The sequence below is a fragment of the Micromonospora sp. NPDC048947 genome (assembly GCF_040649495.1).
In the GTDB taxonomy this organism is placed as follows: domain Bacteria; phylum Actinomycetota; class Actinomycetes; order Mycobacteriales; family Micromonosporaceae; genus Micromonospora; species Micromonospora alfalfae.
Genome location: NZ_JBEZFO010000011.1, coordinates 163318 through 185716, shown reverse-complemented (window position 1 = coordinate 185716; position 22399 = coordinate 163318). Strand labels below are relative to the sequence as shown.

The following is a 22399-nucleotide window of genomic DNA, read 5'->3' as shown; positions in this document are numbered from 1 at the left end:
TGTCGACCACGAGCCAACCAGCGGCACCGGGCAGCGGTCCAAGATCAAGCGCCGTCGGATTCGATACGTCAGCGGATATCGGTACTGCTCAGAAGGGGTGCGGGGACGCTCGAAGTGTCACGAAATCAGTTGCCGCGCAGCGCCTCGACGGCTGTCCGGGCGGCCTCCCCCATCGCCAGGTCCACGTCGATGCGGCGCGGGGTCAACTGTTCGGCGCGGGCGAAGACGGCTATCGCGTACCGGCCGCCGTCGGGGTATTCGGCGACCCCGGCCTCCAGGTGGAACCCGGGCAGGGTGCCGGTCTTTCCGGAGACCCGGACGCCGGGCGGGAAACCGGCGGCCAGCCGGGTCCAGAAGATCTGCTGGGCCATCCAGGTGCGGACCATCGCGCAGGCCGCCGCCGGCCCGGCCTCGTCCCGCCAGATCAGCGTGAGCAGCCGGGTGATCTCCCGGGCGGTGCTGGACGTGGTGTGCGCGGGGTCGAAGACCCGCATCGCCCGGACCCGATCCGCCGGCAGCGTGGGGAAGATCCGGGCGAACTCCGCCTCGGTCCGGGCGCCCACGTCGGCGAGCATCATCTCGACCAGTTCCCGAGGGCCACCGAGGACCCGGGTACGGGCCATCCCCAGCTCGACGGCGAGCATCGGCAGCAGGTCCGGGCCAACCCGGCGCAGCAGCAGGTCGGCGGCCGTGTTGTCGGTGACCGACATGGCGAAGTACGCGAGGTCGCGCAGGGACACCTCGGCGTCGTCGGCGCAGCCGGCCAGACCCCACCCACCGAGCCGGTCGGCGGCGGTGACGACCACCCGCTCGGTCGGGTCAAGCTGACCGGCCTCGACCTGCCGGGCGAACTCCAACACCAGCAGAATCTTGAAGATCGAGGCGATCACCACCTGCTCGTCGGCCCGCACCCCGACCTCCCGAAGACCGCCGCCCGGTCCGCCGCCCTCGACGGCGCTCAGGTCGACGGCGTCCAGGTCCACGACGTGCAGGCTGGCCGTCACCCCGACGGCGGCGAAGATGGCTCCGATGCGTTTCTCCACGTCCACGGCAGCACGGTATCCAGCGCCGCCGTGGCGGCGCTGGCGTAGGGTCCCGGCCGTGGATCTGCTCCGGCACCTGCGGCACTTCGTGGTGGTCGCACACGAACTGCACTTCGGGCGGGCCGCCGAACTGCTCGGGATGGCCCAGCCGCCACTGAGCCAGTCGATTCAGCGGCTGGAACGGGAGCTGACCGTCGAGCTGTTCGACAGGTCCCGCCGCCAGGTACGCCTCACCACCGCCGGTGAGCTGCTGCTCGGCGAGGCTGAGGAGTTGCTCGCCGGCGAGGGTCGACTCCGCAGCCTGATGGGGCAGATCCGCGCCGGTGAGCTGGGCGTACTCCGGGCCGGGGTGCCACCGGAGACCCCCGCCGTGACGCTGCGCTCACTGCTGGACGGGCTCACCACCCGGGCGCCCGGCCTGGACGTGGAGTTGCACGAGCTGACCACCGCCGAGCAGGTGCGGATGCTCACCGAACGGACCCTGGACGTGGGGCTCGTGCATCACCCGGTGACGGCCGACGGACTGCGCTTCGGCGCCCCTGTCGACGTACCCCTGGGGGTGCTGCTGCCGCGCACCTCGCCGCTGGCCCGCGACCGCGAGGTGACGCTGGCGTCGCTGGCCGGTCTGGATCTGGTGGCCGCTCCCCGCGCCACCGCCCCCGGCTGGCACGACCACCTGCTGGCGGTGTGCCGGCAGCACGGGTGGCGCCCGGCCCGGGTGCGTCCGGCCCGCAACCCGGAGTTTCTTTGCGGGCTGGTGCTGGCCGGCGGCGGGGTGGCCGTGGAACCAGCGGCGGTGGCCCGCCGGGAACCCCGGATGGCCTGGCGGCCGATCACCGACGCGCCGCTGGCCAGGCGCACCTCGGCGGCCTGGCCGGACCGGGCGGCGCACCCGGCGGCGGCGATGTTCGGCCAACTCGCCGCGGAGGTGCTGGCCGACGCCGAGCCCGTCACGCCCGCGCCGCCCGCGACGTCGGTACCGGCGGCACGGCCGTGGCCGGTGCTGTTCGACACGACCGGGTGAACCCGTCCGCCGTTGCGTTCGTCACCCCCGGTTGGGCGGTGGATCGTCCACCCACCCGGGTATGGATGACGGGTAACGAAGACGCGAAGGAGCCGCAGTGGCAAACACGATTCCCGACATCAGCCTGAACGACGGCACCACCATTCCGCAGCTCGGCTTCGGGGTGTTCCAGATCGAGCCGAAGGACACCGTCGCGGCGGTGACCACCGCCCTTGAGGTGGGCTACCGGCACATCGACACCGCCGAGATGTACGGCAACGAGGCCGAGGTCGGCGAGGCGGTCCGGATGTCCGGCCTGGACCGGGGCGCGGTCTACGTGACCAGCAAGCTGAGCAACGCCTTCCACCGCCCCGACGACGCCCGCAGGGCGTTCGACTCGACGCTCGCGGCGCTGAAGATGGACTACATCGACCTGTTCCTGATCCACTGGCCGCTGCCGACCCTGTACGACGGCGACTACGTCTCGACCTGGAAGGCGCTGGAGGAGTTCCAGCGCGACGGCCGGGCCCGCTCGATCGGCGTGTCGAACTTCCAGGTGTCACACCTGGAGCGGCTGGCCGCCGAGGCGAGCGTCGTGCCGGCGGTCAACCAGATCGAGGCGCACCCGTACTTCACCAACGACGAGGTCCGCGCCTACGGCCGTGAGCACAACATCCTGACCGAGGCGTGGTCGCCGATCGCCCAGGGCAAGGTGCTCGACGACCCCACGGTCGTCGACATCGCCGGGCAGCTCGACCGGACCCCGGCGCAGGTGGTGCTCCGCTGGCACGTGCAGCGCGGCGACATCATCTTCCCGAAGTCGACCACCCCGAAGCGGATCGAGGAGAACACCCGGATCTTCGACTTCGAGCTGGACGACGCGGCGATGGAGCGGATCACCGTGCTGGACAAGGGCGACGCCGGCCGGCAGGGCCCGAACCCGGACACCTTCGCCTACCTGCCCAACTGACCTCAGCCGCCGGCCTCCCGGCCGACGATGTCCCGAAGAGCGCTGTACCGCACTGTCGATGTCGACGCTGAGGTACAGCGCTCTTCGGCGAGGTCAGGAGCCGACGCGGCCGGCGATCCGGCGGAACACCGCCTGGGTCGGCGAGTCGGGCTCGGGGACGTAGACGATCAGCCGCTGCTCGGTCTCCGGCACCAGCAGCACCCGGCACTCGAACTCCAACGGCCCCAGGCGGGGGTGCGGCACCTTCTTGATCATCGGACGCCGCTCCTCGACGTCGTGTTCGGCCCACAGCTGGGCGAACCGGGGCGAGGTGCCGAGCAGTTCGGTGACCAGCTCACGGATCGCCGGGTCGGCGGGGTAGCGACCGTAGGCGGCGCGCAGGTCCGCCACCGTGCTCTGCACGAAGCAGCGTGCGTCCGCGTCGGTCCAGTGGGCGTCGGTCACCGGCTGCCGGAACGTCCAACGGATCATGTTGCGGTCGGCGTCCGGCACGGCCGCGAGATCACCCACGAAGTACGTGGCAAGGTGGTTCCAGGCCAGCACGTGGTACGCGGCGTCGACGAGGTACGCCGGGCTCTCGGTCATGGCATCGAGCAGGTGCCGCAGTCCGGGCGTCACCTCCCGGCTCGGGCCGACGGTACGCGGCGGGTTCTCCCCGGCGATCCGGAACAGGTACTCGCGCTCGTCCCGGCTCAACATCAGCGCCCGGGCCATCGACGCGAGCACCTGCCGCGACGGGTGCGGTCCGCGGCCCTGCTCCAACCGGATGTAGTAGTCGATCGACATCCCGGCGAGCTGGGCCACCTCCTGCCGGCGCAGCCCGGGGGTCCGTCGGCGTTCACCCTCGGGGAGCCCGACCTCGGCGGGCCGCAACCGGGCGCGGCGGGTGCGCAGGAACGCCGCCAGTTCATCACGCTGCAGCCCGCTGCTCGTCATGTCCCCAGCATGCCCCGGGCCGGGCCGGCGAGGGTGGTACCACCGGTCCCAGCCTCGGCCCGGCTCTCCCCGGGCGCGGCCGGCCCGGCGAGGCTCGACGGCATGACGAACATGATCGCCCTGATCACCGGGGCCAACAAGGGGATCGGCTTCGCCACCGCCCGGCAGCTCGGCGCCCTCGGGATGACAGTGCTGGTGGGGGCGCGCGACGCCGAGCGGGGTCGGGCCGCGGAGCGGGAGCTGCGTGACGGCGGCGCGGACGCGGTGTTCCTGCCACTGGACGTCACCGACGCCGAGTCGGTGGCGGCCGCCGCGAAGCGGGTGGAGGCGGAGTACGGCCGGCTGGACGTGCTGGTCAACAATGCCGGCATCATCCTCGCCGACGGCGCTCGGGGGCTACCCAGCGAGACGGCCGTGGCGACGCTGCGCCGGCTGTACGAGACGAACGTCTTCGGGGTGGTGGCGGTGACCAACGCGCTGCTGCCGCTGCTGCGCCGGGCACCGGCCGCCCGGATCGTCAACGTGTCGAGCGAGGTTGGCTCGATCGCCGTGATGACCGACCCGAACGGTGCGCTGTTCGAGCTGACCTCCGTGCCGTACCCGTCGTCGAAGGCGGCACTGAACATGCTCACCGCCATGTACGCCAAGGAGCTGCGGGACACGCCGATCACTGTGAACGCGGCGAACCCGGGCTACTGCGCCACCGACCTCAACGGCAACAGCGGCTTCCGCACCGCCGAACAGGGCGCCGAGGTCAGCGTGCACCTGGCGACCCTGCCGGCCGACGGGCCGAGCGGGCTGCTCTGGGGCTTCCAGATGGACGCCGGCGGCGGGTACGGCGTACTGCCCTGGTGACCGAGCGCTTGACCTGGAGCGCGCTCCAGCCGGCACTGTGACTCGTGCGCCCACCGGTAGGGCGCACGAGAGGAGATCCCCATGCGGTACCGCACGATCGGCACCGACCCGGCGACCCGGCGCGAGGTCAGCGTGCTCAGCCTGGGCGCGATGCTCTTCGGCAGCGCCACCGACGAGGCCACCTCGTACGCGATCCTCGACCGGTACGTCGAGGCCGGCGGCACGTTCGTCGACACGTCGGACAACTACGCGTTCTGGGTGGACGGCGGGCAGGGCGGGCAGAGTGAGGAGCTGCTCGGCCGGTGGCGGCGCAGCCGCGGCGTCGGCGCCGAGATCGTCATCGCCACCAAGCTGGGCGCCCGACCGCTGGCCCCGGGGACCAGCTACCTGAACAACGCCGAGGGCCTCTCCGCAAAGGTGATCCGCGAGTCCGCGGAGCGCAGCCGGGAACGGCTCGGGGTGCAGCGGCTGGACCTGCTCTACGCGCACATCGAGGACCGGACCGTGCCGCTGCGGGAAACCGTGGAGGGCTTCGCCGAGCTGGTCGCCGAGGGCACCGTGGGTCTGCTGGGCGCCAGCAACCACCGGGCCTGGCGGGTGGAGCGGGCCCGCGCGTTGGCCGCCGCCGCCGGCCTGCCGGGGTACGAGGTGCTCCAGTACCACCGCAGTTACCTGCCGAACCGCACCGACATGGTCAGCGAACTGGACCCGGACGGCGAGCCGGGCGGCGTCAGCGGTGACCTGCTCAGCTACCTGCGTGCCGAACCCGAGCTGACCCTGGTGGCGTACTCGCCGCTGCTCAAGGGCGCGTTCACCCGGGCGGACAAGCCGCTCAGCTCGGCGTACGACCTGCCGAGCGCGCCCCGGCGACTGGCCGCGCTGCGGGAGGTGGCCGGGCAGAGCGGCGCGACAGTCAACCAGGTGGTGCTCGCCTGGCTGCTGGGCGGTGAGCTGCCGTCCATCCCGCTGGTGGGCGCCTCGTCGGTGGCGCAACTGGAGGAGAGCCTGGCGGCGGTCGACCTGGAACTGACCGCCGAGCAGCGGCACCGCCTCGACACCACCTGGTGACAGTCACCGGCCGCCCCGCCGACCTCAGCTCACTGTCGGTGGGGCGGTCAGGTCGAGCTGCCAGTCGTTGGCCCGCATCATCTGCCCCGGCGGGTATTCGAAACCGGTCTCACCGAGCAGCGTGAAGCCGGCCTTTCGGCACACCGCGTTCGAGGCGGGATTGTCCACCGAGGGGTAGGCGTGGGCGTAGTGCCGGTCCCGTCGGGCGCGCGCCACGTCCACCACCGCGCGCACCGCCGCTGTCGCCAGCCCCTGCCCCCGGTACGCGGGCAGCACCGCCCAGCCCAGCTCGTACACCGGCTGGTCGCGCCACTCGCGGGCCCAGTAGCCGACGCTGCCCGCCCGTGCCCCGTCCGGCAGCACCAGCGTGAACATGCAGCCCTGCCCGGTGCCGGAGAAGTGCACGTACCGGTCGTGGCGGGCGAGCACCTGCTCGTCGGTCTCCGGACCGCCGGTGTACTTGCGGGTGTCCGGTGAGTTGAGCTGCCGCAGCAGGTCGAGGTCGTCCTCGTGCCACTGCTCGATGCGTACCTGTGCCATTCCGCTCCTTCATTTGTCGACCCCCAGTCAAACCGATCGCACCGACATTTCGCCCCGAACCGCGCCCGCTAGATCGGATCTAGCGGGCGCCTGTCGTCACCTCGCGCCTTCTGTGTGGAAGGGGGTGGGCCATGACCCAGTTGCGGATCGCGGTGATCGTCGGCAGCACCCGGGAGGGTCGGGTCGGCGACCGGGTCGCCCACTGGTTCGTCGAGCAGGCAGCGCGGCACGACGACCTGGCGGTGACTGTCGTTGACCTGACCGGGTACGACTTCCCGGCCACCTACCCCGCCGAGCCGACCGCGTCCATCCGGGCGTTCGTCAGCGAGGTGGGCCGGGCGGACGCGTTCGTCGTGGTCACCCCCGAGTACAACCACAGCTTCCCGGCACCCTTGAAACAAGCCATCGACTACGCGTACGACGAGTGGCAGGCCAAAGCGGTCGGCTTCGTGTCGTACGGCTGCGGGTCCACCGGACTGCACGCTGTCGACCAGCTACGTACCGTCTTCACCGCACTGCACGCGATGACGGTGCGCGATGTCGTCGGGATCGACCTGCTCGCCGGCGAGCCGACCACCCAGTGCACCGACGAGCTGCAACGCGACGTCGGCGTCCTGCTCGACCAGCTGCGCTGGTGGGGTCTGGCCCTGCGCGACGGCCGGGCGGCTCGATCCTACGTCTCCTGAACACGTCCACCACGAAAGGTAAGGATCATGAGTAGACGCACCACCGGCCTGGCCATCGAGGCCGAGGGGCTCACCCGCTCATTCGGGGACACCCGGGCGCTGGCCGGCATCGACCTCCAGGTGCCCGCCGGCACCGTCTACGGTCTACTCGGCCCGAACGGCGCTGGCAAGACCACAGCAGTCCGGGTGCTCGCCACGTTGCTGCGACCCGACGGAGGCTCGGCCCGGGTCTTCGGGCACGACGTGGTCACCGAGGCCGACAAGGTCCGTTCCCGGGTCAGCCTCACCGGCCAGTACGCCTCCGTCGACGAGGACCTGACCGGTACGGAGAACCTGGTGCTCCTCGCCCGCCTGCTCGGCCTGCCCAAGCCGGCAGCTCGGGAGCGCGCGGCGGCCCTGCTCGCCGCGTTCGGGCTGACCGAGGCGAGTGACCGCCAGGTGAAGAAGTACTCGGGCGGGATGCGGCGACGCATCGACATCGCCGCCAGCATCCTGAACACCCCGGATCTGCTCTTCCTCGACGAACCGACGACGGGCCTCGACCCACGTAGCCGCAACCAGGTGTGGGAGATCGTCCGGGCGGTGGTGTCGCACGGCACGACGGTGCTGCTGACCACCCAGTACCTCGACGAGGCCGACCAGCTCGCCGGGCGGATCGCCGTCGTCGACCACGGGCGGGTCATAGCGGAGGGCACCCCTGGTGAGTTGAAGTCGTCGGTCGGCTCCGGCACCGTCCACCTGCGACTGCGCGACCCCGCTCAGCGCCCCGAGGCGGAGCGGGTGCTCCGGGAGGCGCTCGACGTGCCGGTGCAGCTCGCCGCCGATCCGGTGGCGTTGACAGCCCGCGTCGGCGAGGCCGGCACCGACCTCGACGCCAGCGCCCAGGCCGCTCGCGTACTCAGCGACCTGGCCCGCGCCGGCATCGTGGTCGACAACTTCTCCCTCGGCCAGCCGAGCCTGGACGAGGTCTTCCTGGCCCTGACCGACCACCCCGCCGTGCCGGCCGGCGAGCGCGACGACGAGCTGGAGGCAGCCCGATGAGCGACACCACGACCACCACTACCGAACGGGCGCCGGCCGTGTACGTTCCGTCCGCCGAGGCGTTGGCTACCGTGCTCGCGCCGGGTGCCCGACCGCCCCGGCCGAGCGCGCTGGGCGCGTCGCTCACCTTCGGCTGGCGGGCCATGTTGAAGATCAAGCACGTGCCGGAGCAGCTCTTCGACGTGACCGCGTTCCCGATCATCATGGTGCTGATGTTCACGTACCTGTTCGGTGGCGCCCTGGCCGGAAGCCCGCGTGAGTACCTACAGTTCTTCCTGCCCGGCATCATGGTGACCAGCGTCGTCATGATCACCATGTACACCGGCGTCGGCCTCAACACCGACATCGAGAAGGGCATCTTCGACCGGTTCCGGACGCTGCCCGTCTGGCGTCCGGCCGCCCTGGTCGGCATGATCTTCGGCGACGTGCTGCGCTACATCCTCGCCGCCGTGGTGATCCTGGGTCTCGGGCTGGTGCTCGGGTTCCGCCCCGAAGGCGGTGTGGTCGGGGTTGTCGTCGGGATCGGCCTGCTGGTGGTCTTCTCGTTCGCGTTCTCCTGGGTGTGGACTTTCTTCGGGCTGATCCTGCGCAGCGAGAAGTCGGTGATGGGGGTCAGCATGATGGTGCTGTTCCCGCTGACGTTCCTGAGCAACGTCTTCGTCGAGCCGAGCACCATGCCCGGCTGGCTCCAGGCGTTCGTGAAGGTCAACCCGGTGACGCAACTGGTGGCCGCGATCCGCGGAGCGATGAGCGGCGAGTCGGACCCGTCGGCCACGATGTGGCTGCTGCTGTGGAGCGCCGGCTTCGTCCTGGTCTTCGGCACCCTGACCATGTACAAGTACAACCGCCGCTAACCCCACCCCGCGCCCCGCCCCCGCGCCCCGCCCCCGCTCGACCCCCGCGATCTTGCACTTCCTGTCCCGACAAGGGTGACAAATACCCCTGAATCGACGACCGAAAGTGCAAGATCGCGGGGCTGAGGGGCGGGGCTGAGGGCTGGGGGCGGGGCGGGGGTTAGAGCTGCCAGGGCAGTGGAGCCGGGGGTAGGTAGCGGCAGGTGGTGCCGGTGGAGACGGCTTCGCGTAGGTGGCTCGCGAGTGCCGGGTGTCGGTCGTCGAGCTTGCGGAGCGTGTCGCGGATCCGCGCGGTCACCGTCTTGCGGGCCCGTTCGGCCTCGTCGCCCAGACGACGGCTCCGGCCGGCGAGGCCCGCCGCGGCACGCAGCTCGTCGAGCAACGCGCCCCGCTCGACGTCCAGTTTGGACACCTTCTGGTCGTCGTCGCGGGCGGCTGCCCGGTCGATCTCCTCGTCGAGGCGGGCCAGGTGCTGCCGGTAGCGGGCCTTCGCCTCGTCGTCGAGGACCGGGTCGGCGCCCATCCGGCGGGCGGCCACCAGCTCCGGCCCCGCCGCCGGGTCGAGCAACTCCACAGCGGGCACGTCGCTGCCTGGGCGGCTGAGCAGCAGGTGCAGGTCGTGCAGGCCCTTGGCGTCGGGCAGGTGCACGACGACACCCTCGTACGCGAGCTGCCAGACCGGCCCGTCGCGCCGGAACTCGTACCCCTCGATCGCAGCCGCGACCGGCACGGCCTGGCCGGGCGCGACAACCCGACCCGACCCGACGGCCTGAGCCGGGAGGTCGGCGTCGGCGGCTGTCGGGGCGGCGAGACGGTGGAGCACCTGCGTCATGCCGAGGGCGGTCGCCTCCTGGATGGCGGCGGCGCGCAGCGCTGTCAACGTCGCGGTGTCGCCTGGGTGACCTCGGCCGGCGAGGGCGTTCGCGAGGCCGGTGCGGGCGAGCAGCGACCAGGGTCGGGAGCCCAGCCGGTCGGCGGAGTCCCGAGCGGCGGTGAAACCGGCGATGGCGTCGTCCCAGCGTTCCTGCGCGGCGTCGATCAGCGCCAGCCAGTGGTCGACGGGGCCACTGATGTCGCAGCCGAAGAGCCCTACCGTCCACTCTCCACGGTGCGGGGCGAGGGCGGCCCGCGCGTCGTCGCAGCGCTGCGGGTCGGCGGACGCGGCGGCGGCCTGCGCGCGTAACCGTAGCCAGAGCGGTGACACCGGGCGCGGGTACCGGATGGCGGCGGCCTCGATGCCGGCGGTCAGTCGGACCGCCGTCTCGCCGTCGCCCCGCTCGGCAGCCGTGATCGCCTTCAGCAACTCCCGGTAGGGGTAGTCGATCGGGGCCAGCCCGTCCACCAGCACTGTGGCCTCGGCGACCCGACCCTGCAGCAGCAGTCGGGACCAGCGCAGGTGGTGGCCCATGAACCCGAACTCGGTGTGGCCCGGTTCGGTCTGGTCGGTGAGGATGGCGAACCGCTCGTCGGCCGTGGCGAAGTCACCCTGGAACGCCGCGATGATCCCGCTGTCGACGGCCGCGGCCATCCGGTGCCGGGCGAAGTCACCCTGCCGGTCGGCGTCGACGAAGGTGGTGAACTCCTCGGCGAAGCGAGGGTCGCCCAACTCCAGCAGCGCCACCCAGCGCAGCGAGGTGGCCCACAGCTCGGTCTCCCGGTCGCCCGTCCGACGGGCCACGTCCCGGATCTCGGCGGTGAGCGCGGCTCGGGTCGCGGCGGTGCCGAGCCCCCAGGTCGTGTCGTGACGGGCCCAGAGGCTGAAGGTGAGCGCCTCATCGTCCTGCCCTCGACGGGCGATCGTCTCGCTGGCGGTGATCAGGTCGGCGACCAGGGCGCCGACGGTGGCGGTGGCGTCTGGTTCGCCGATCAACCGGCGGTACGCCTCGCGCACCAGATCGGCCGCCTCGACCGACTGGGCGGTATCGACCTGGCGGGAGCGGTTCACTGTGAGCGCGACCCGGGCCAGCATCACCGGGTCGTCGAGCGAACGGGCCAGCCTGGCGGCCTCGGCCAGCAGTCGCGTGACCTCTTCCCGGCGGGCGTGGTGATAGTGCGACTCGGCGAACTCGACGAGGATCCGCACTCGTTGTGCCGGGTCTTCGACGACCTCAAGGGCTCGGCGGAAGTGCACCGCCGCTTCGTCGCCGGCAAGCCGGGCGAACGCGTCCCGCCCGGCGGCGACCAGCAGCGTGGCCACCCGGGCCCGGTCGAGCGCGGGGCCGGCCAGGTAGGCGTGGCGGGCGAGGTCGGCCGGGATCAGCCGGTCGGTGAGCTCCCGCAGGTCGTCGACCGCCCGGACGACAGCGCCGTGGCGGGCCCGCCTGTCGTCGTCGGTCAGCCCGTCGTAGAGGGTTTCGCGGACCAGGTCGTGGGCGAAGGCGAAGCGGCCACCACCCCGGGCGACCACCAGTCGGGCGGTCACCGCCCGGTCGAGCAGCCGGTCGACCTGCGCCGCCGGTGCTGCCGCGCAGGCCGCGAGGACCTGACGGTGGAACTCGCGACCCAGAACGGCGGCGACGGTCAGCGCCTCCACAACGGCGGCGGGCAGTTGGGCCAGGCGGCGGCGCACCGCCTCCCGTACGCCGGGTGCGATCGTGCCGACCGCGTCGTCGGCGTGCCACAGCCGCGCGGTCTGCTCGACGAAGAACGGGTTGCCGCCGGTGCGCCGGTGCACCTCGTCGACCAGGCTGGCCTCGGGCTCCCGGCCGGCGGTCCGGGTCATCAGTGCGGCCACCTCGTCGCGGGTGAAACCGGTGAGGGTGATCGTGGTGGCCTTCGCGACCAGCGGCATCAGCAGCGGACGCAGCGGATGCTCACCCGACTCGACCTCGGCGTCGCGGTAGGTGCCGATCAGCAGGAGCCGCTCGAACCAGGTGTGCTGGGCGGCGAAGCTCAGCAACCGCAGCGAGGCCGGGTCGGCCCAGTGCAGGTCGTCGAGAACGACCACTACCGGCCGGTGCTGGGAGACGGCGACCAGGGCTGCGGTCACCGCGTCGTACAGCGCGAACGCCTCCTGGTCGGCGGCGTCCGGGCCGGGGTCGACGCCGGCCCAACTGACGAGGCGACCGGCCTGCTCGCCGGCGACGCCGGACTGGCCGAGCAGGGCCGCGAGGGCCGGCTCGGCGGACTGCCGCGCCACCTCCCAGTCGTCGGCGGATCGCCGCAGGGAACGCAGCACCTGCACCCACGGCCAGTAGCCGGGGGCGCTGTCGGAATCCCAGCAGGCGGCGCCGAGCACCAGCGCGCCCCGCTGCCGGGCCTCCCGGGCCGCCGACGTGACGAGGGTGGTCTTGCCGATGCCCGCCTCGCCGGTGACCAGGGCGAGACCGCCGTGACTGGTGGTGGCGCGGTCCAACTCGGCACGCAGCAGACCTGCGGGGTGATCCCGCCCGATGATGGCGTCGCCGAGCGCGTCCATGGTTTCCAGACGGTACTGGACCTGTCCGACAGCGCGAGCGAGTTAGCCGGCCGGACGCCTCGCGGGGTCTCACCGGTCCAGGTGGGTTCGGAGCCTTTGGAGCTGATGTCACAAACGAGTCGGCCTCATCGTTCCCTACACTTCCCTATCCGGGTAGGATAGGGAACGATGACGGAAGACATGTACTCAGTTGAGCAGGTGGCCGAACGACTCAACCTGCATGTGCGCACCGTGCGCGGCTACATCCGCTCGGGCCGGCTGCGCGCGGTGCGGATCGGTAAGCAGTACCGGATCGCCGCCAGCGATCTCGACGCGCTCACCGGCCAGGCCCCTACCGCACCCAGCGTCGCCAGGCAGGCGGAGGTGTCGAGCATCGTCCAGATCGACGGCGTCGGCAGGGCTGCCGCCGACCGGCTCGGCACGCTCGTGCTCACCAGCGCCAACACGGGCCACGACCAGGCCAACCCGTTGCGGGTGCAGACGGTGCACGACGAGGAACGCCATCGCATGAAGATCATCATCCTGGGTGACCCGGCCGCCACCGCCGAGTTGCTGCACCTGCTCGACGCCGTACTCAACGCCGACAACGGCCTGCTCGACCGGGAGGTCCACGATGTCTGACGAGATCCAGGAACGGGCCGGAGTGCCGGTGCTGGTCTGCGACCCGGCGGGGCCGCCGGTGGCCACCGAGCAGGACGCGCTGGACCTGATCGGGGCGGCGTTCCTCGGCGCCCAGGTGGTCGCCGTGCCGGCCAACCGACTCGACGAACGCTTCTTCTCGCTGGGCACCCGCTTCGCTGGCGACGTGATGCAGAAGTTCGTCAACTACCGGGTGCGGCTGGCTGTCGTCGGCGACATCTCGGCACAGCTCGCGGAGAGTTCCGCTTTGCGCGCCCTGGTGCACGAGTCGAACCAGGGTGGACAGATCTGGTTCGTCCCCGACCTCGACGCCCTCGACACCCGCCTACGCTCCGCCCGATAGCCCTCTCACCGGTCGGGCATCACCGCCATCTCCACAGTGTCCGGTTCCACTCCCCTGACCCGGGCCTGCTCGGCCGCCCAACGGAGATAGGCCAGCCACTCCTCCGACAACCACCCGTTGCGACGACCGACGCCCGCCTCGACCGGGAGTTGGCTGGCCACGACCCGGTCGAGGATCAGGGGCTGCACCCCGCCCGCCCCTCGCCGGTAGCCCACGAAGTAGAGGACCTTCGTGCACAGGCCCGGCCCCAACCAGGGCAGACGAGCGTGGTCGGGGTCGCGGAAGCGGCGGTACGCCGTACGCAGCGCGTCCTCGTCGGGCGCTGGCGTGGACACCTCCTCCAGCGCGTACGCCAGGCGTTTGCCGTGCGGATCGGCGTCGAGCGACCTGGCGGTGCGCCACGGGCCGTACCCGATGGGTCCGTAAGCCCAGGCCAGCACGACCGTCAGTAGGTGCCGTGGGCTCGCGGACCCCGCCCGGTAGGCGTCGGCCACCGCGAAGACGTCGCGCCGCCAGAGCCCGCCGGTCGACGGCAGGCCCTCGGGCCACGCGTCGGGCGGTAGCCCCGCCCGCCACCGGTCCATGTTGACCCGGACCGGAGCCCGCTCGCCCGGTAACTCCAGACCCTTGGTCGTCTGCATCGTCGCCTCCCTCGGAGCGCGCGCTCGCGGAACTCCGTGGTTCGGACGCTATGGTCGGGCGCTCCCACACACCGCCCGCCGACGGCAAATCGCGGTATCGACCTTCCGGGCAGCTATCAGAGACACCGCATCTGGCGGGTCGAGAACGTCGCACTGTTGACCTACGGTGCTCCCGTGCTTCCCCGAAACGTGAAGATCCTCGATCAGGTCCGCGCCGAGGCGCTGCGACGCGACATCCCCGCTGCCGACGTGGAGCGCTGGCTGGAGCTCGCCCGCCCGTCCGCCCTGCTGACACAGGGGGGTGACGGGCCGGTCGTGGGCGCCATCCGTGGGCCCGTGATGCTTCCGGCCGACGCCGAGGACCCCGAGTACCCGTTGATCGCCACCATCGACTGCGCTGCTCTTCCGGCAGACGTGACCGACCTTCCCCTGCCGTCCGACGGCCAACTGCTGCTGTTCGGCTGGCCTGAAGAAAGCGGCTACGGCGAAGTCATGTATGTGCCGGCAGGCGTGGCCGTCGAGGAGCGAGAGCAATATCCGCCGGACTTCCCGCCGGACGAGGAGGAGTTCGCCGAGGTCTACGCGGAGATCCAGCCGGGCGACCTGCGCCTCACTGTCGACGTATCTCTGCCCTACGTCAAGACGATCCCGGGGCCCCCGTGGTCTCCGCCGCTGCCGGGAGATCCCCCGTTCGAAGAGATGACCAAGGTGTGGCGGGAGGTCCTGGGCAACGTGCCGGACGGCATGTTCTCCTCTGGAGGCTCGCCGCTGCTGTTGGGCGGCTACGGCACTGACTGCAACGGTTTCAACCCCGCCTGGTTGGGCGCCAACCCCTCGGGTCGGTCCGGCTCCGACGGGTCGGTGCCCGGTGGTGGACCACCCGACCATGGTGACTGGGTGGTGCTGGCCGAGTTCCACGGCGGCAGACAGGGCGGCGCGAGCATCCACTGGGTGATTCAGCGTGCCGACCTGAAGGAGCGACGCTTCGACCAGGCCAGCGTCCTCGTCTACTGGAATCCGTGAGGCCGGACGAGCACGGGCGGAACGGTCTGTCGGGGCCGACCTGCCGCGGGTAGCGACGCGGCGTGGCCACCCCGAGCGCTGGGGTAGCCACGCCGGACGACCTGCCGGTTACGCGGTGGCGCAGATGGCGTACGCCGTGTCGGACCAGTTGCCGGCGAACGCGTCCTCCTCGTACGCACCGGACGCCGCTGATGTCGGGGCGGTCGCGGGGCCGCCGTTGGGGCGGAAGTCGTCCACGATTCCCTCGCCGGTCACCCCGTTCAGCTCGTAGCCGGCGCCGGTCAGCACCTTCCCGACCGGGCAGGTCGCGGTGACGCTGCGGAAGTCGAGGGAGGTGTTGGCTCCCACGGCGGAGGCGCGCACCAGGCCCGCGAGGGGGTTGGCGCAGATCGCGTACGCGGTGGCGGACCAGTTCAGGGCCGTGGCGTCCGACTCGTACGCGCCGACGGTGACCGCGGTGGGCGCGGTGGCGACGCCACCGTTGGGGCGGAAGTCGTCGACGACACCTTCGCCGGTGACGCCGTTGAGTTCGTAGCCGGTGCCGGTGAGCACCTTCCCGACCGGGCACGTCGCGGTGACGCTGCGGAAGTCGGTCGAGTTGCTGACGCTGGTTGTGGCCACCCGGACCAGGCCGGCCAGCGGGTTGGCGCAGATCGCGTACGCCGTCACCGACCAGTTCCCCGCGAACGCCTCGGTCTCGTAGGCGCCGACGGTGACAGCGGTCGGTGCCGTGGCGACGCCACCGTTGGGGCGCAGGTCGTCGACGACGCCCTCGCCGGTGACGCCGTTGAGTTCGTAGCCGGTGCCGGTGAGCACCTTCCCGACCGGGCACGTCGCCGTGACGCTGTGGTAGTCGGCCGAGTCGCTGACGCTGGTCGCGGCGACCCGCACCAGGCCGGGGACCGCGGCGGACGCCGGGCTCGCCGGGACGAGCACCGCCCCGGCCGCGACAAGACCGAGCACGAGTACTGACGCTCGGGCGCCGATCCGCCGGGTTTCGTTCTGAGTACGCATGTGTTTCTCCCGTCTGAGGCCGGACGGGGCGGCAGGTGCGACGCCGACGTCGAGGCCGTTCGTGATGACGGGTTCACGCTAGGTAGCCACCTGACCAGGCATTATCTCCAAGCCGACTACGTCGCGTAACGGATTGGATCCGTCGTCGGCGTCACTGGCCTGATGGACGATGCGCAGGCATCGATGGCCGTGCATATCATTCGGCTATGCCCGCTCGCCGCGTCACCGCCACCATCGCCCTCGCCGCGCTGGCGAGCCTGCTCGCCGTCAACGCCGCCCGCGCCGACGGGCCGGCGATCAGCACCCCGGGCACCCCCACCGTGGTGGTCAACGAACCCCACCAGCTCACGCTCAACTGGACGCCCTCCGCCTGGGTCGAGCCCGGCACGGAGCAGCCGATCAACTACGAGGTGCAGGTGCCGCTGGGGCCGAACACGTACCGCTTCCTCGGCTCCACCACCGACACCACCATCACCCTGACCGACCTGGCACCCGGCACGACGTACCGGATCGGGATCGCCGCCCGCGCGCTCGGCGGCTACTCCGACACCTCGCCCACCACCACAGTGCGCACCGCGGCCGGCCGCGCGACTGTCAGCTACCTCAACCTGGACTGGTCCCCGACGAACAACCAGATCCAGCACCTCCTGAAGGTGACAAACACCGGCACCGCGCCACTCGACCTGAGCACCGTCCAGGTCCGCTACCACCTGCGCTTCGAGGGCGGCAACACCTCGCTCGTGCCGCACTGCGACTGGGCCGCACTGGGCTGCGACCGGATCCGACAGACCGTGCAGTTCTTCGTCCCGCCAGGCGGGCCGCCCGGCGGGCCGTCCGGAGGGCCGCCCGGCGCGATGACGACGCCAGCACCGCCGTACCCGGCCCCGGGAACGCCGGTCCCCGGCTGGGTGGAGCTGACCTTCACCGACGGCACGCTCGCACCGGGCCAGTCGACCGGGCCGATCCAGCTGCGGCACCACCGGCACAGCTGGAGCGACATCGACGAACGCGACGACCCGAGCTGGCTCGCCGCCACCGGCCAGTGGACCGAGAACGACCGGATCACACTGGACGTCGACGGGGTACGCGAGTTCGGCGACACCTACTCCTGACCACTCCCGGGCACGCGCCGGGCGACCGGCGTGCCCCGGGTCTGGGTGGCTTGTCCTGACGGACGTGATGCCTGTGAATCATCATGATGACTCACAGGCATCACGCTTCTCGGGGAACTACTCCCGACCGTCCCGCATCCTTGCTCTGGCGTCCCAACGGCACCGCCTCCTCTGATGATTGAGCGCCTCAGCCCTTGGCTTGACCGGTCACCTTACGATCCGCTCATGCGGCGCGAGGAGATAGACGGAGTTACTGTCATCCAACGCAATGTGCCTGGCACCCTGGCCGCGTCGCTGACGTTTGGCTGCGGTGCCCGCGACGAAGAGATCGACTCAATCGGCCTGACTCATCTCGTACAGCACCTGGTGGACTGGACCGAGGATCACGTCGCGGAGAATTACCAGGACCACGTGTGGATGAACGAAACGCAATTCCTCGCAGGCGGCCCACCGGATCGGGTCGCCGAGCATTTCGCCACTATCTGCTCGGCTATCAGTAATCTTCCGCCGGAGGATCTGTCCGACGCCGTCGTGGGCCTCGATGCGGACAGCCGGTACGTCTCGAACATCGAAGAAGGTCTGCGCGACCCGTGGGGAGCGCTGCTGTCGCGGCGTTTCGGGCCCAGCGGATACGGCCTGTCGCGCTGGCCCGCAGTGGACTACAAGCTCTTCACGGCCGACGAGATCCGACGGCATGTCAAAAGGTTCTTCACCAGCGGCAACGCGGTTCTCACCCTGACTGGCGAACCGCCGCAGGCGATGCGGCTCCCCTTGCCCGTCGGCCCGCGAGTCACCCGCAGCACGGCACTCGTGAACCACGAGATCGGGCCCATCTGGTACGCCGACGAGGTCCGCGGCGTAGCGCTGATAATCAGTGTCGAGCCCAGCGCGGAAGCGGCCTTCCTGATGTGGGCCCTGCGGTCGCGGGTCGCTGAGGCAGTACACCGGGCCGGGGTGGCCCTCGGTGCTGAATTCGTGTGCGAGGTCGTCGACAGTACGCGGCACGAGCTCGGGTTGAGGGTCACGCCGGAGTTCGGCAGGAAGGGCAAGAGTTTCGACGCCACCGTCGCGGCGGAGCTGCTCTGGGCCGAGCTGCGGCGGTTTGTCTCCGACGGAATCGACCGAGTGGAGATCGCTGACCTGATGCCAACGCAGGACGAGGACCCGACGGTCGACGTTGAATGGATCGACGCGATCTCCAGCCTCGAATCCTTGACCCAGCGGGAGCTGCTCGGCACGGCGAAGATCGACTACTCGGAATCGCTCAGCGAACTGGCCGGACTCACTCCGGAATCGGCGCGGGACATCGTATCGGCCTGGCTCTCAAGCGCCATGATCGTCGTGCCGTACGGGTCGACGCCGAACCTTCCTGGCACCACCGACGCTTCCTGCCCGACCACCCGCTTCGTACCGACAGGTGAGGTGGTCAGGCCGACGTTCTCCAAGAGGTTCCGCAACAAGGGCTCGCTGGTCATCGGCATCGACGCCATCTCCACTGTGGATGGTGACGGCAACGTGCACACGGTCCCGTTGTCCCAGGCACTCGTGGTCGAGCGGTTTGGCGTCATCCAGCTCGCCCACCTCGGCCACGGCTGCGTCACCACGATCTCGGACTTCGCTGACGCCGCCGACAAGCTCCGGTCCGTCCTGCCGCCGCGGCGTGTCCGCCAGGCCGCCAGGCAGCTCAGTTCCCATTGGTGAACGAACGTCGAGAATCCTGATCGCCACCTCGGCCGGAGGGGTGCGCGGCCCGGTCAGGGTGTGTCGAGTGCGGCAGGCAAGCCATCAGCAGGTGTAGCTCTCGGGCAGGCGGATGCGCGCGGCGGGGACGCCGAGGGCGAGCAGCCGCGCGCCGGCCAGCATCGCGGGTGGGCCGCAGAGGTAGACGTCCTGGCCGGGCTGGTGGTGGTCGAAGGCGATGGTCAGGGCGTCGCCCCGCTCGGCCGGTTCGGCGCAGGGGTCGTCGGAGAGGGCCGGCACGATGGTCAGCCAGTCGTGGGCGCACTGGAGCTTGTCGAGGGTGATCGCGTCGTACAGGTCGGTGAAGGTGCGCGCGCCGACGATGAGCGTCACCCGCCGGCCGTCCGGTGCGGCGGCGACCTGCTCGACCAGGGCGCGCAGCGGCGCCAGGCCGGTGCCACCTGCGACGAGGAGCAGGTCGTTGGTGCTCGCCGGGTCGAGGCTCAGACCGGTGTCGACGGGTGGGCCGAGCCAGAGCAGCTCGCCGGGGCGTACCTCATGGACCAGGCGGTGGGAGACGGTGCCGGCGGGTACGGCGCGGACGTGCAGCTCGACGGTGCCGTCCGCCCGTGGGGCGTTGGCCGGCGAGAGCCAGCGCCAGTGCCCCGGCAGGCGCGGCGTGCAGACCGGCACGGCCTGACCTGGCTGGAAGGGCAGGCGCCGCCAGGGACGTACCGTCAGGATGGCGATGTCGGACGACGGCCGATTGTGGCCGATCACCTCGACGTGCCACCAGGCCCGGCCGTCGTCGGCCCGGGCGGCGGCGCGGCGGATCGCGTGCGTGGCGCGGCACAGGGCGCGCTCGGCGGCGATGGTGAGCTGCGGCGTCCACAGTGGGCGCACGTGGCGGGCAACCGTGGCGAGCAGCGCGTCGCCGATGGTGGTGGAGTGCGGGAGCAGGCCGAAGTGACGGTACGCGCGGCCGAGCACCCGGAGCAGCGCCGCCCGGCTCGCCGGATCGTCGACGTCGAGCATTAGGCGGCCCAGCGCTGTGAAGAAGAGCGGCGCGTCGCGGTGTGGGAGCAGGCCGGTTCGGCGGTCTTCGACTGTGCACCAGAAGTCGGCGGCGGCCCGCACGTCGACCGACTCCCAGGCAGCGGCCAGGCTCACCCGAGCCGGGTGATCGTCGTCGATCGCGGTGGGCATGCCGGCTCCAAGACGTTGATTCGTGGGCTGGCACCGGGGCGGGCGGGAGGAGCTGCGCCGTTGAGGGCCGGCGCAACCCCGGGACAAGGCACCCGCCCCGGGCCATGCGTCGACTGTCGCGGCTGACCAGGCACAACGGCATGTCACGGTGATCATCGGTGGCATGCGCAATCGGTATGCGCTCGACGCCGCGACTGTCGAATCGGGCAGACTGCGGGCATGACGGAACGCCCGGTGCTGTATCTGGTCGTCTGCGCCGCCGGCCCGGCGGAACACATCGACGAGCTGGTCGACCTCCTGATCGCCGACGGGTGGCGGGTCTGCATGATCGTCAGCCCGACCGCCGCGCCGTGGCTCGACCGGGCCGCGCTGCAAGACAAGACCGGTTATCTGGTACGCGTGGAGTGGCGGATGCCCGGCGACCCGGAGCCGCACCCGCCCGCTGATGTGGTGCTGGCCGCGCCGGTCACGTTCAACACGGTGACGAAGTGGGCGTTGGGCATCAACGACACGCTGGCGCTCGGCGTCCTCAACGAGTCGCTGGGGGCGGGGCTGCCGATCATCGCGTTTCCGCACACCAAGGCGGAGTTGGCTGCCCATCCCGCGCACGCGGGTCACCTGGCGGTGCTGCGGGCTGCCGGCGTGGTCGTGGCTGACGGGAAGCCGCTGGACTCGATGAACGGGCCGGGGCGTTGGGGCGTGGTCGTCGAAGCGGCGCGGACGGTGCGCCCGTCCTGAGCAGTTGCTGTCTGCTCCCTTGTCTGGCGGCCCGTTGACGATATGCGTTGTGCGTATACCAGCGCCCCACGCAGCGTGTTCAATGGATAGGCTCGATGAGGCGAGACGGACGGAGCCGCCGGTGACCCACGCGAACTGCCCTCGGTGCGGCGGACGGCTGGCCCGGGACAACGACAGCGGACGGTGTACGCCATGCCAGGCCGCAGAGCGGGACCGGTTGAGCGCGCCGCCGGTGGTGCCGGTGAGCTTCTGGGAGCACGAGCCGGTGCGACTCGCGCTCGCCGAACGACATCTGGGGCGGGTGATCCGGGCGTACCGCTGCCACCCGTACCACGGGCGGGTCGCCCTGCCGCAGACCGTTGTGGCGGGGTGGCTGGGGATCACGCAGGCGCAACTCAGCCGGGTGGAGAACGGACCACCGCTCGTGCACCTGGACCGACTGGCGCACTGGGCCGAGCTTCTCGGGATACCCGCATCGTGTCTCTGGTTCGTCCTCCCTGGACAGCCTCAGCGAACGATCGAGAAAGCCACTACTCGCGCCTCAACCGACCCAGAGGGTTCTGGGCCGCACGAGGGTCGACGGGCTCTGTTGGCCGGTATCGCCGCTGTCGCTGCGGGCGCGGGTCTGCTCGCCGGCAGCAAGCTTGTGCAGCCCCGCCGGATCGGCACGGCAGATATCGCTCGGCTGAACGCAGTGCTGGAGCTGTACCGGTCGGTGGACCGAGAGTCTGGCGGCGGTCTGCTGTATCAGGAGGTGGCCCGGTTCGCGGAGTCCGTGTACCGAATGCTTGATTGGTCGCATCCGGCCGGGCTCACACCGCCCCTCATCACGGCGGTGGCGACAGCTCGGCAACTGGCCGGCTGGACCGCACTCGACGCCGGAAGGCACGACGACGCGCAGCGACACTTCGTCGCCGGGGAGCGTGCCGCGTTGGCTGCCGAGAACGCGCCACTGGTCGCCATGATTCGGTATGCGCAGGTCAAGCAGCTTCAACACCTCCGACACAACCGGGATGCCCTCGCAACACTGCAACTCACGCTTGCGCAGCTCGGGTCCACTGCAACGCCGGCGGTAAGAGCCCTGCTCTGTGGTGCGCAGGCGGCCTCGACCGCGGCACTCGGTGACCACGAAACCGCCGTGAGAACCCTCGGCAAGGCCAGCGACCAGTTCGAGCGCATCGACAAGGAGCGCGAGCCGGCCTGGATGGGCTTCTACGACCGCGGCGAGTTGTTCGCTCAGTACGGGCGGGTGTACCGGGACATGGCACGGCGAGACCGCAGGCACGCGTCCGAGGCGGTGCGCTGGGGCAGGGATTCCATCGCGGCGTTCGGCGCGGCGAACGTGCGCAGCACTGTGCTCAACGAGGTCGGACTGTGCAGCGCGCTGTTCCTCGCTGATGAGCCCGAGCAGGCGCTTGCGGTGGGCGCGCGGGTGCTGAAGCAGGAACAGGCAATGAGCTCTAGGCGGGTATTCGACCGGGTGGTCAATCTGCGTCGTGATCTCGCTCGGTGTCGGGAGCTTCCCAAGGTAGCCGCATTCGAGCGGGCCATCACCGCTCGGGCTGCGATGGCCGCGTGAGCGGGCGGTT

General features: G+C 71.0%; 21 protein-coding genes. 14 read left to right on the top strand and 7 right to left on the bottom strand.

Annotation, left to right across the window (positions count from 1 at the left end; translation table 11 throughout):
* Nucleotides 1–125: 125 nt before the first annotated feature.
* Complete coding sequence (locus tag AB0B98_RS18005; protein WP_357363863.1) at nucleotides 126–1049, bottom strand: serine hydrolase; 924 nt, start codon at nucleotides 1047–1049, stop codon at nucleotides 126–128.
* A 52-nt stretch (nucleotides 1050–1101) separates the two neighbouring features.
* Here AB0B98_RS18005 and AB0B98_RS18000 point away from each other — a divergent pair, with 52 nt between their 5' ends.
* Nucleotides 1102–2067 (top strand): LysR family transcriptional regulator, encoded by a 966-nt coding sequence (locus AB0B98_RS18000; RefSeq protein ID WP_238666518.1) that lies wholly within the window; start codon nucleotides 1102–1104, stop codon nucleotides 2065–2067.
* Between the two features lie 97 nt (nucleotides 2068–2164).
* Nucleotides 2165–3016, top strand: coding sequence for an aldo/keto reductase (locus AB0B98_RS17995; protein WP_357363861.1), 852 nt, complete (start codon nucleotides 2165–2167; stop codon nucleotides 3014–3016).
* Between the two features lie 93 nt (nucleotides 3017–3109).
* On the opposite strand, the gene AB0B98_RS17990 is transcribed toward AB0B98_RS17995, so the two are convergent.
* Nucleotides 3110–3952: a helix-turn-helix transcriptional regulator gene (locus tag AB0B98_RS17990; RefSeq protein WP_357363859.1), complete on the bottom strand. Its 843-nt coding sequence runs from the start codon at nucleotides 3950–3952 to the stop codon at nucleotides 3110–3112.
* Nucleotides 3953–4054: 102 nt separating this feature from the next.
* On the opposite strand from AB0B98_RS17990, the gene AB0B98_RS17985 reads away from it, so the two are divergent.
* Nucleotides 4055–4807 carry an SDR family oxidoreductase gene (locus AB0B98_RS17985; protein ID WP_357363857.1) on the top strand — a complete coding sequence of 251 codons (753 nt, stop codon included), beginning with the start codon at nucleotides 4055–4057 and terminating at the stop codon, nucleotides 4805–4807.
* Between the two features lie 81 nt (nucleotides 4808–4888).
* The gene (locus AB0B98_RS17980; protein ID WP_357363855.1) at nucleotides 4889–5875 is read left to right on the top strand and encodes an aldo/keto reductase; all 987 of its coding nucleotides are present in this window, start codon (nucleotides 4889–4891) and stop codon (nucleotides 5873–5875) included.
* Nucleotides 5876–5899: 24 nt separating this feature from the next.
* Here AB0B98_RS17980 and AB0B98_RS17975 read toward each other — a convergent pair whose 3' ends face one another.
* Nucleotides 5900–6415 (bottom strand): GNAT family N-acetyltransferase, encoded by a 516-nt coding sequence (locus tag AB0B98_RS17975; RefSeq protein WP_357363853.1) that lies wholly within the window; start codon nucleotides 6413–6415, stop codon nucleotides 5900–5902.
* Between the two features lie 131 nt (nucleotides 6416–6546).
* Between AB0B98_RS17975 and AB0B98_RS17970 the strand changes: the two genes are divergently transcribed.
* Genes AB0B98_RS17970 through AB0B98_RS17960 form a run of 3 tightly spaced genes read left to right on the top strand, consistent with a single transcriptional unit; the run spans nucleotide 6547 to nucleotide 8996 of the window.
* Complete coding sequence (locus tag AB0B98_RS17970; protein ID WP_357363851.1) at nucleotides 6547–7101, top strand: NAD(P)H-dependent oxidoreductase; 555 nt, start codon at nucleotides 6547–6549, stop codon at nucleotides 7099–7101.
* Nucleotides 7102–7128: 27 nt separating this feature from the next.
* Entirely contained in the window at nucleotides 7129–8142 is a 1014-nt protein-coding gene (locus AB0B98_RS17965; RefSeq protein WP_238666525.1) for an ATP-binding cassette domain-containing protein, read from the top strand.
* On the top strand, nucleotides 8139–8996 hold the full coding sequence (locus tag AB0B98_RS17960) for an ABC transporter permease (RefSeq protein WP_238666526.1): 858 nt from the start codon (nucleotides 8139–8141) through the stop codon (nucleotides 8994–8996). Before AB0B98_RS17965 ends, AB0B98_RS17960 begins: the two co-directional genes overlap by 4 nt.
* A gap of 160 nt (nucleotides 8997–9156) precedes the next feature.
* On the opposite strand, the gene AB0B98_RS17955 is transcribed toward AB0B98_RS17960, so the two are convergent.
* Entirely contained in the window at nucleotides 9157–12414 is a 3258-nt protein-coding gene (locus AB0B98_RS17955) for an AAA family ATPase (RefSeq protein ID WP_357363849.1), read from the bottom strand.
* Between the two features lie 168 nt (nucleotides 12415–12582).
* On the opposite strand from AB0B98_RS17955, the gene AB0B98_RS17950 reads away from it, so the two are divergent.
* Both AB0B98_RS17950 and AB0B98_RS17945 read left to right on the top strand, forming a co-directional pair.
* Nucleotides 12583–13035, top strand: coding sequence for a helix-turn-helix domain-containing protein (locus AB0B98_RS17950; RefSeq protein ID WP_357363847.1), 453 nt, complete (start codon nucleotides 12583–12585; stop codon nucleotides 13033–13035).
* A complete protein-coding gene (locus tag AB0B98_RS17945; RefSeq protein ID WP_357363845.1) occupies nucleotides 13028–13396 on the top strand; it encodes a DUF4180 domain-containing protein in 369 nt (122 codons plus the stop codon). Before AB0B98_RS17950 ends, AB0B98_RS17945 begins: the two co-directional genes overlap by 8 nt.
* A 5-nt stretch (nucleotides 13397–13401) precedes the next feature.
* Here the strand turns inward: AB0B98_RS17945 and AB0B98_RS17940 are convergent, their stop codons facing one another.
* The gene (locus AB0B98_RS17940) at nucleotides 13402–14037 is read right to left on the bottom strand and encodes a hypothetical protein (protein ID WP_357363843.1); all 636 of its coding nucleotides are present in this window, start codon (nucleotides 14035–14037) and stop codon (nucleotides 13402–13404) included.
* A 174-nt stretch (nucleotides 14038–14211) separates the two neighbouring features.
* Between AB0B98_RS17940 and AB0B98_RS17935 the strand changes: the two genes are divergently transcribed.
* Nucleotides 14212–15060, top strand: coding sequence for a hypothetical protein (locus tag AB0B98_RS17935; RefSeq protein WP_357363841.1), 849 nt, complete (start codon nucleotides 14212–14214; stop codon nucleotides 15058–15060).
* A gap of 108 nt (nucleotides 15061–15168) precedes the next feature.
* On the opposite strand, the gene AB0B98_RS17930 is transcribed toward AB0B98_RS17935, so the two are convergent.
* Nucleotides 15169–16074: a hypothetical protein gene (locus AB0B98_RS17930; protein ID WP_357363839.1), complete on the bottom strand. Its 906-nt coding sequence runs from the start codon at nucleotides 16072–16074 to the stop codon at nucleotides 15169–15171.
* Between the two features lie 206 nt (nucleotides 16075–16280).
* Here AB0B98_RS17930 and AB0B98_RS17925 point away from each other — a divergent pair, with 206 nt between their 5' ends.
* A complete protein-coding gene (locus tag AB0B98_RS17925; protein ID WP_357363838.1) occupies nucleotides 16281–17186 on the top strand; it encodes a cellulose binding domain-containing protein in 906 nt (301 codons plus the stop codon).
* 225 nt (nucleotides 17187–17411) lie between these two features.
* Nucleotides 17412–18887, top strand: coding sequence for a hypothetical protein (locus tag AB0B98_RS17920; protein ID WP_357363837.1), 1476 nt, complete (start codon nucleotides 17412–17414; stop codon nucleotides 18885–18887).
* Nucleotides 18888–18971: 84 nt separating this feature from the next.
* Here the strand turns inward: AB0B98_RS17920 and AB0B98_RS17915 are convergent, their stop codons facing one another.
* Nucleotides 18972–20072, bottom strand: coding sequence for an FAD-binding oxidoreductase (locus tag AB0B98_RS17915; protein WP_357363836.1), 1101 nt, complete (start codon nucleotides 20070–20072; stop codon nucleotides 18972–18974).
* A 219-nt stretch (nucleotides 20073–20291) separates the two neighbouring features.
* On the opposite strand from AB0B98_RS17915, the gene AB0B98_RS17910 reads away from it, so the two are divergent.
* Nucleotides 20292–20810 carry a flavoprotein gene (locus tag AB0B98_RS17910; RefSeq protein ID WP_357363834.1) on the top strand — a complete coding sequence of 173 codons (519 nt, stop codon included), beginning with the start codon at nucleotides 20292–20294 and terminating at the stop codon, nucleotides 20808–20810.
* A 589-nt stretch (nucleotides 20811–21399) separates the two neighbouring features.
* Nucleotides 21400–22389, top strand: a complete 990-nt coding sequence (locus AB0B98_RS17905) for a hypothetical protein (RefSeq protein WP_357363833.1) — start codon at nucleotides 21400–21402, stop codon at nucleotides 22387–22389.
* Nucleotides 22390–22399 lie beyond the last annotated feature (10 nt).

Bases quoted from the DNA above. Each gene is read 5' to 3' on its own strand.
- AB0B98_RS17965 (WP_238666525.1), top strand. From the start codon at position 7,129: ATGAGTAGACGCACCACCGGCCTGGCCATCGAGGCCGAGGGGCTCACC.
- AB0B98_RS17950 (WP_357363847.1), top strand. From the start codon at position 12,583: ATGACGGAAGACATGTACTCAGTTGAGCAGGTGGCCGAACGACTCAAC.
- AB0B98_RS17960 (WP_238666526.1), top strand. From the start codon at position 8,139: ATGAGCGACACCACGACCACCACTACCGAACGGGCGCCGGCCGTGTAC.
- AB0B98_RS17990 (WP_357363859.1), bottom strand. From the start codon at position 3,952: ATGACGAGCAGCGGGCTGCAGCGTGATGAACTGGCGGCGTTCCTGCGC.
- AB0B98_RS17940 (WP_357363843.1), bottom strand. From the start codon at position 14,037: ATGCAGACGACCAAGGGTCTGGAGTTACCGGGCGAGCGGGCTCCGGTC.
- AB0B98_RS17930 (WP_357363839.1), bottom strand. From the start codon at position 16,074: ATGCGTACTCAGAACGAAACCCGGCGGATCGGCGCCCGAGCGTCAGTA.
- AB0B98_RS17925 (WP_357363838.1), top strand. From the start codon at position 16,281: ATGCCCGCTCGCCGCGTCACCGCCACCATCGCCCTCGCCGCGCTGGCG.
- AB0B98_RS17920 (WP_357363837.1), top strand. From the start codon at position 17,412: ATGCGGCGCGAGGAGATAGACGGAGTTACTGTCATCCAACGCAATGTG.
- AB0B98_RS17985 (WP_357363857.1), top strand. From the start codon at position 4,055: ATGACGAACATGATCGCCCTGATCACCGGGGCCAACAAGGGGATCGGC.
- AB0B98_RS17945 (WP_357363845.1), top strand. From the start codon at position 13,028: ATGTCTGACGAGATCCAGGAACGGGCCGGAGTGCCGGTGCTGGTCTGC.
- AB0B98_RS17915 (WP_357363836.1), bottom strand. From the start codon at position 20,072: ATGCCCACCGCGATCGACGACGATCACCCGGCTCGGGTGAGCCTGGCC.
- AB0B98_RS17910 (WP_357363834.1), top strand. From the start codon at position 20,292: ATGACGGAACGCCCGGTGCTGTATCTGGTCGTCTGCGCCGCCGGCCCG.
- AB0B98_RS17975 (WP_357363853.1), bottom strand. From the start codon at position 6,415: ATGGCACAGGTACGCATCGAGCAGTGGCACGAGGACGACCTCGACCTG.
- AB0B98_RS17980 (WP_357363855.1), top strand. From the start codon at position 4,889: ATGCGGTACCGCACGATCGGCACCGACCCGGCGACCCGGCGCGAGGTC.
- AB0B98_RS17955 (WP_357363849.1), bottom strand. From the start codon at position 12,414: ATGGACGCGCTCGGCGACGCCATCATCGGGCGGGATCACCCCGCAGGT.
- AB0B98_RS17970 (WP_357363851.1), top strand. From the start codon at position 6,547: ATGACCCAGTTGCGGATCGCGGTGATCGTCGGCAGCACCCGGGAGGGT.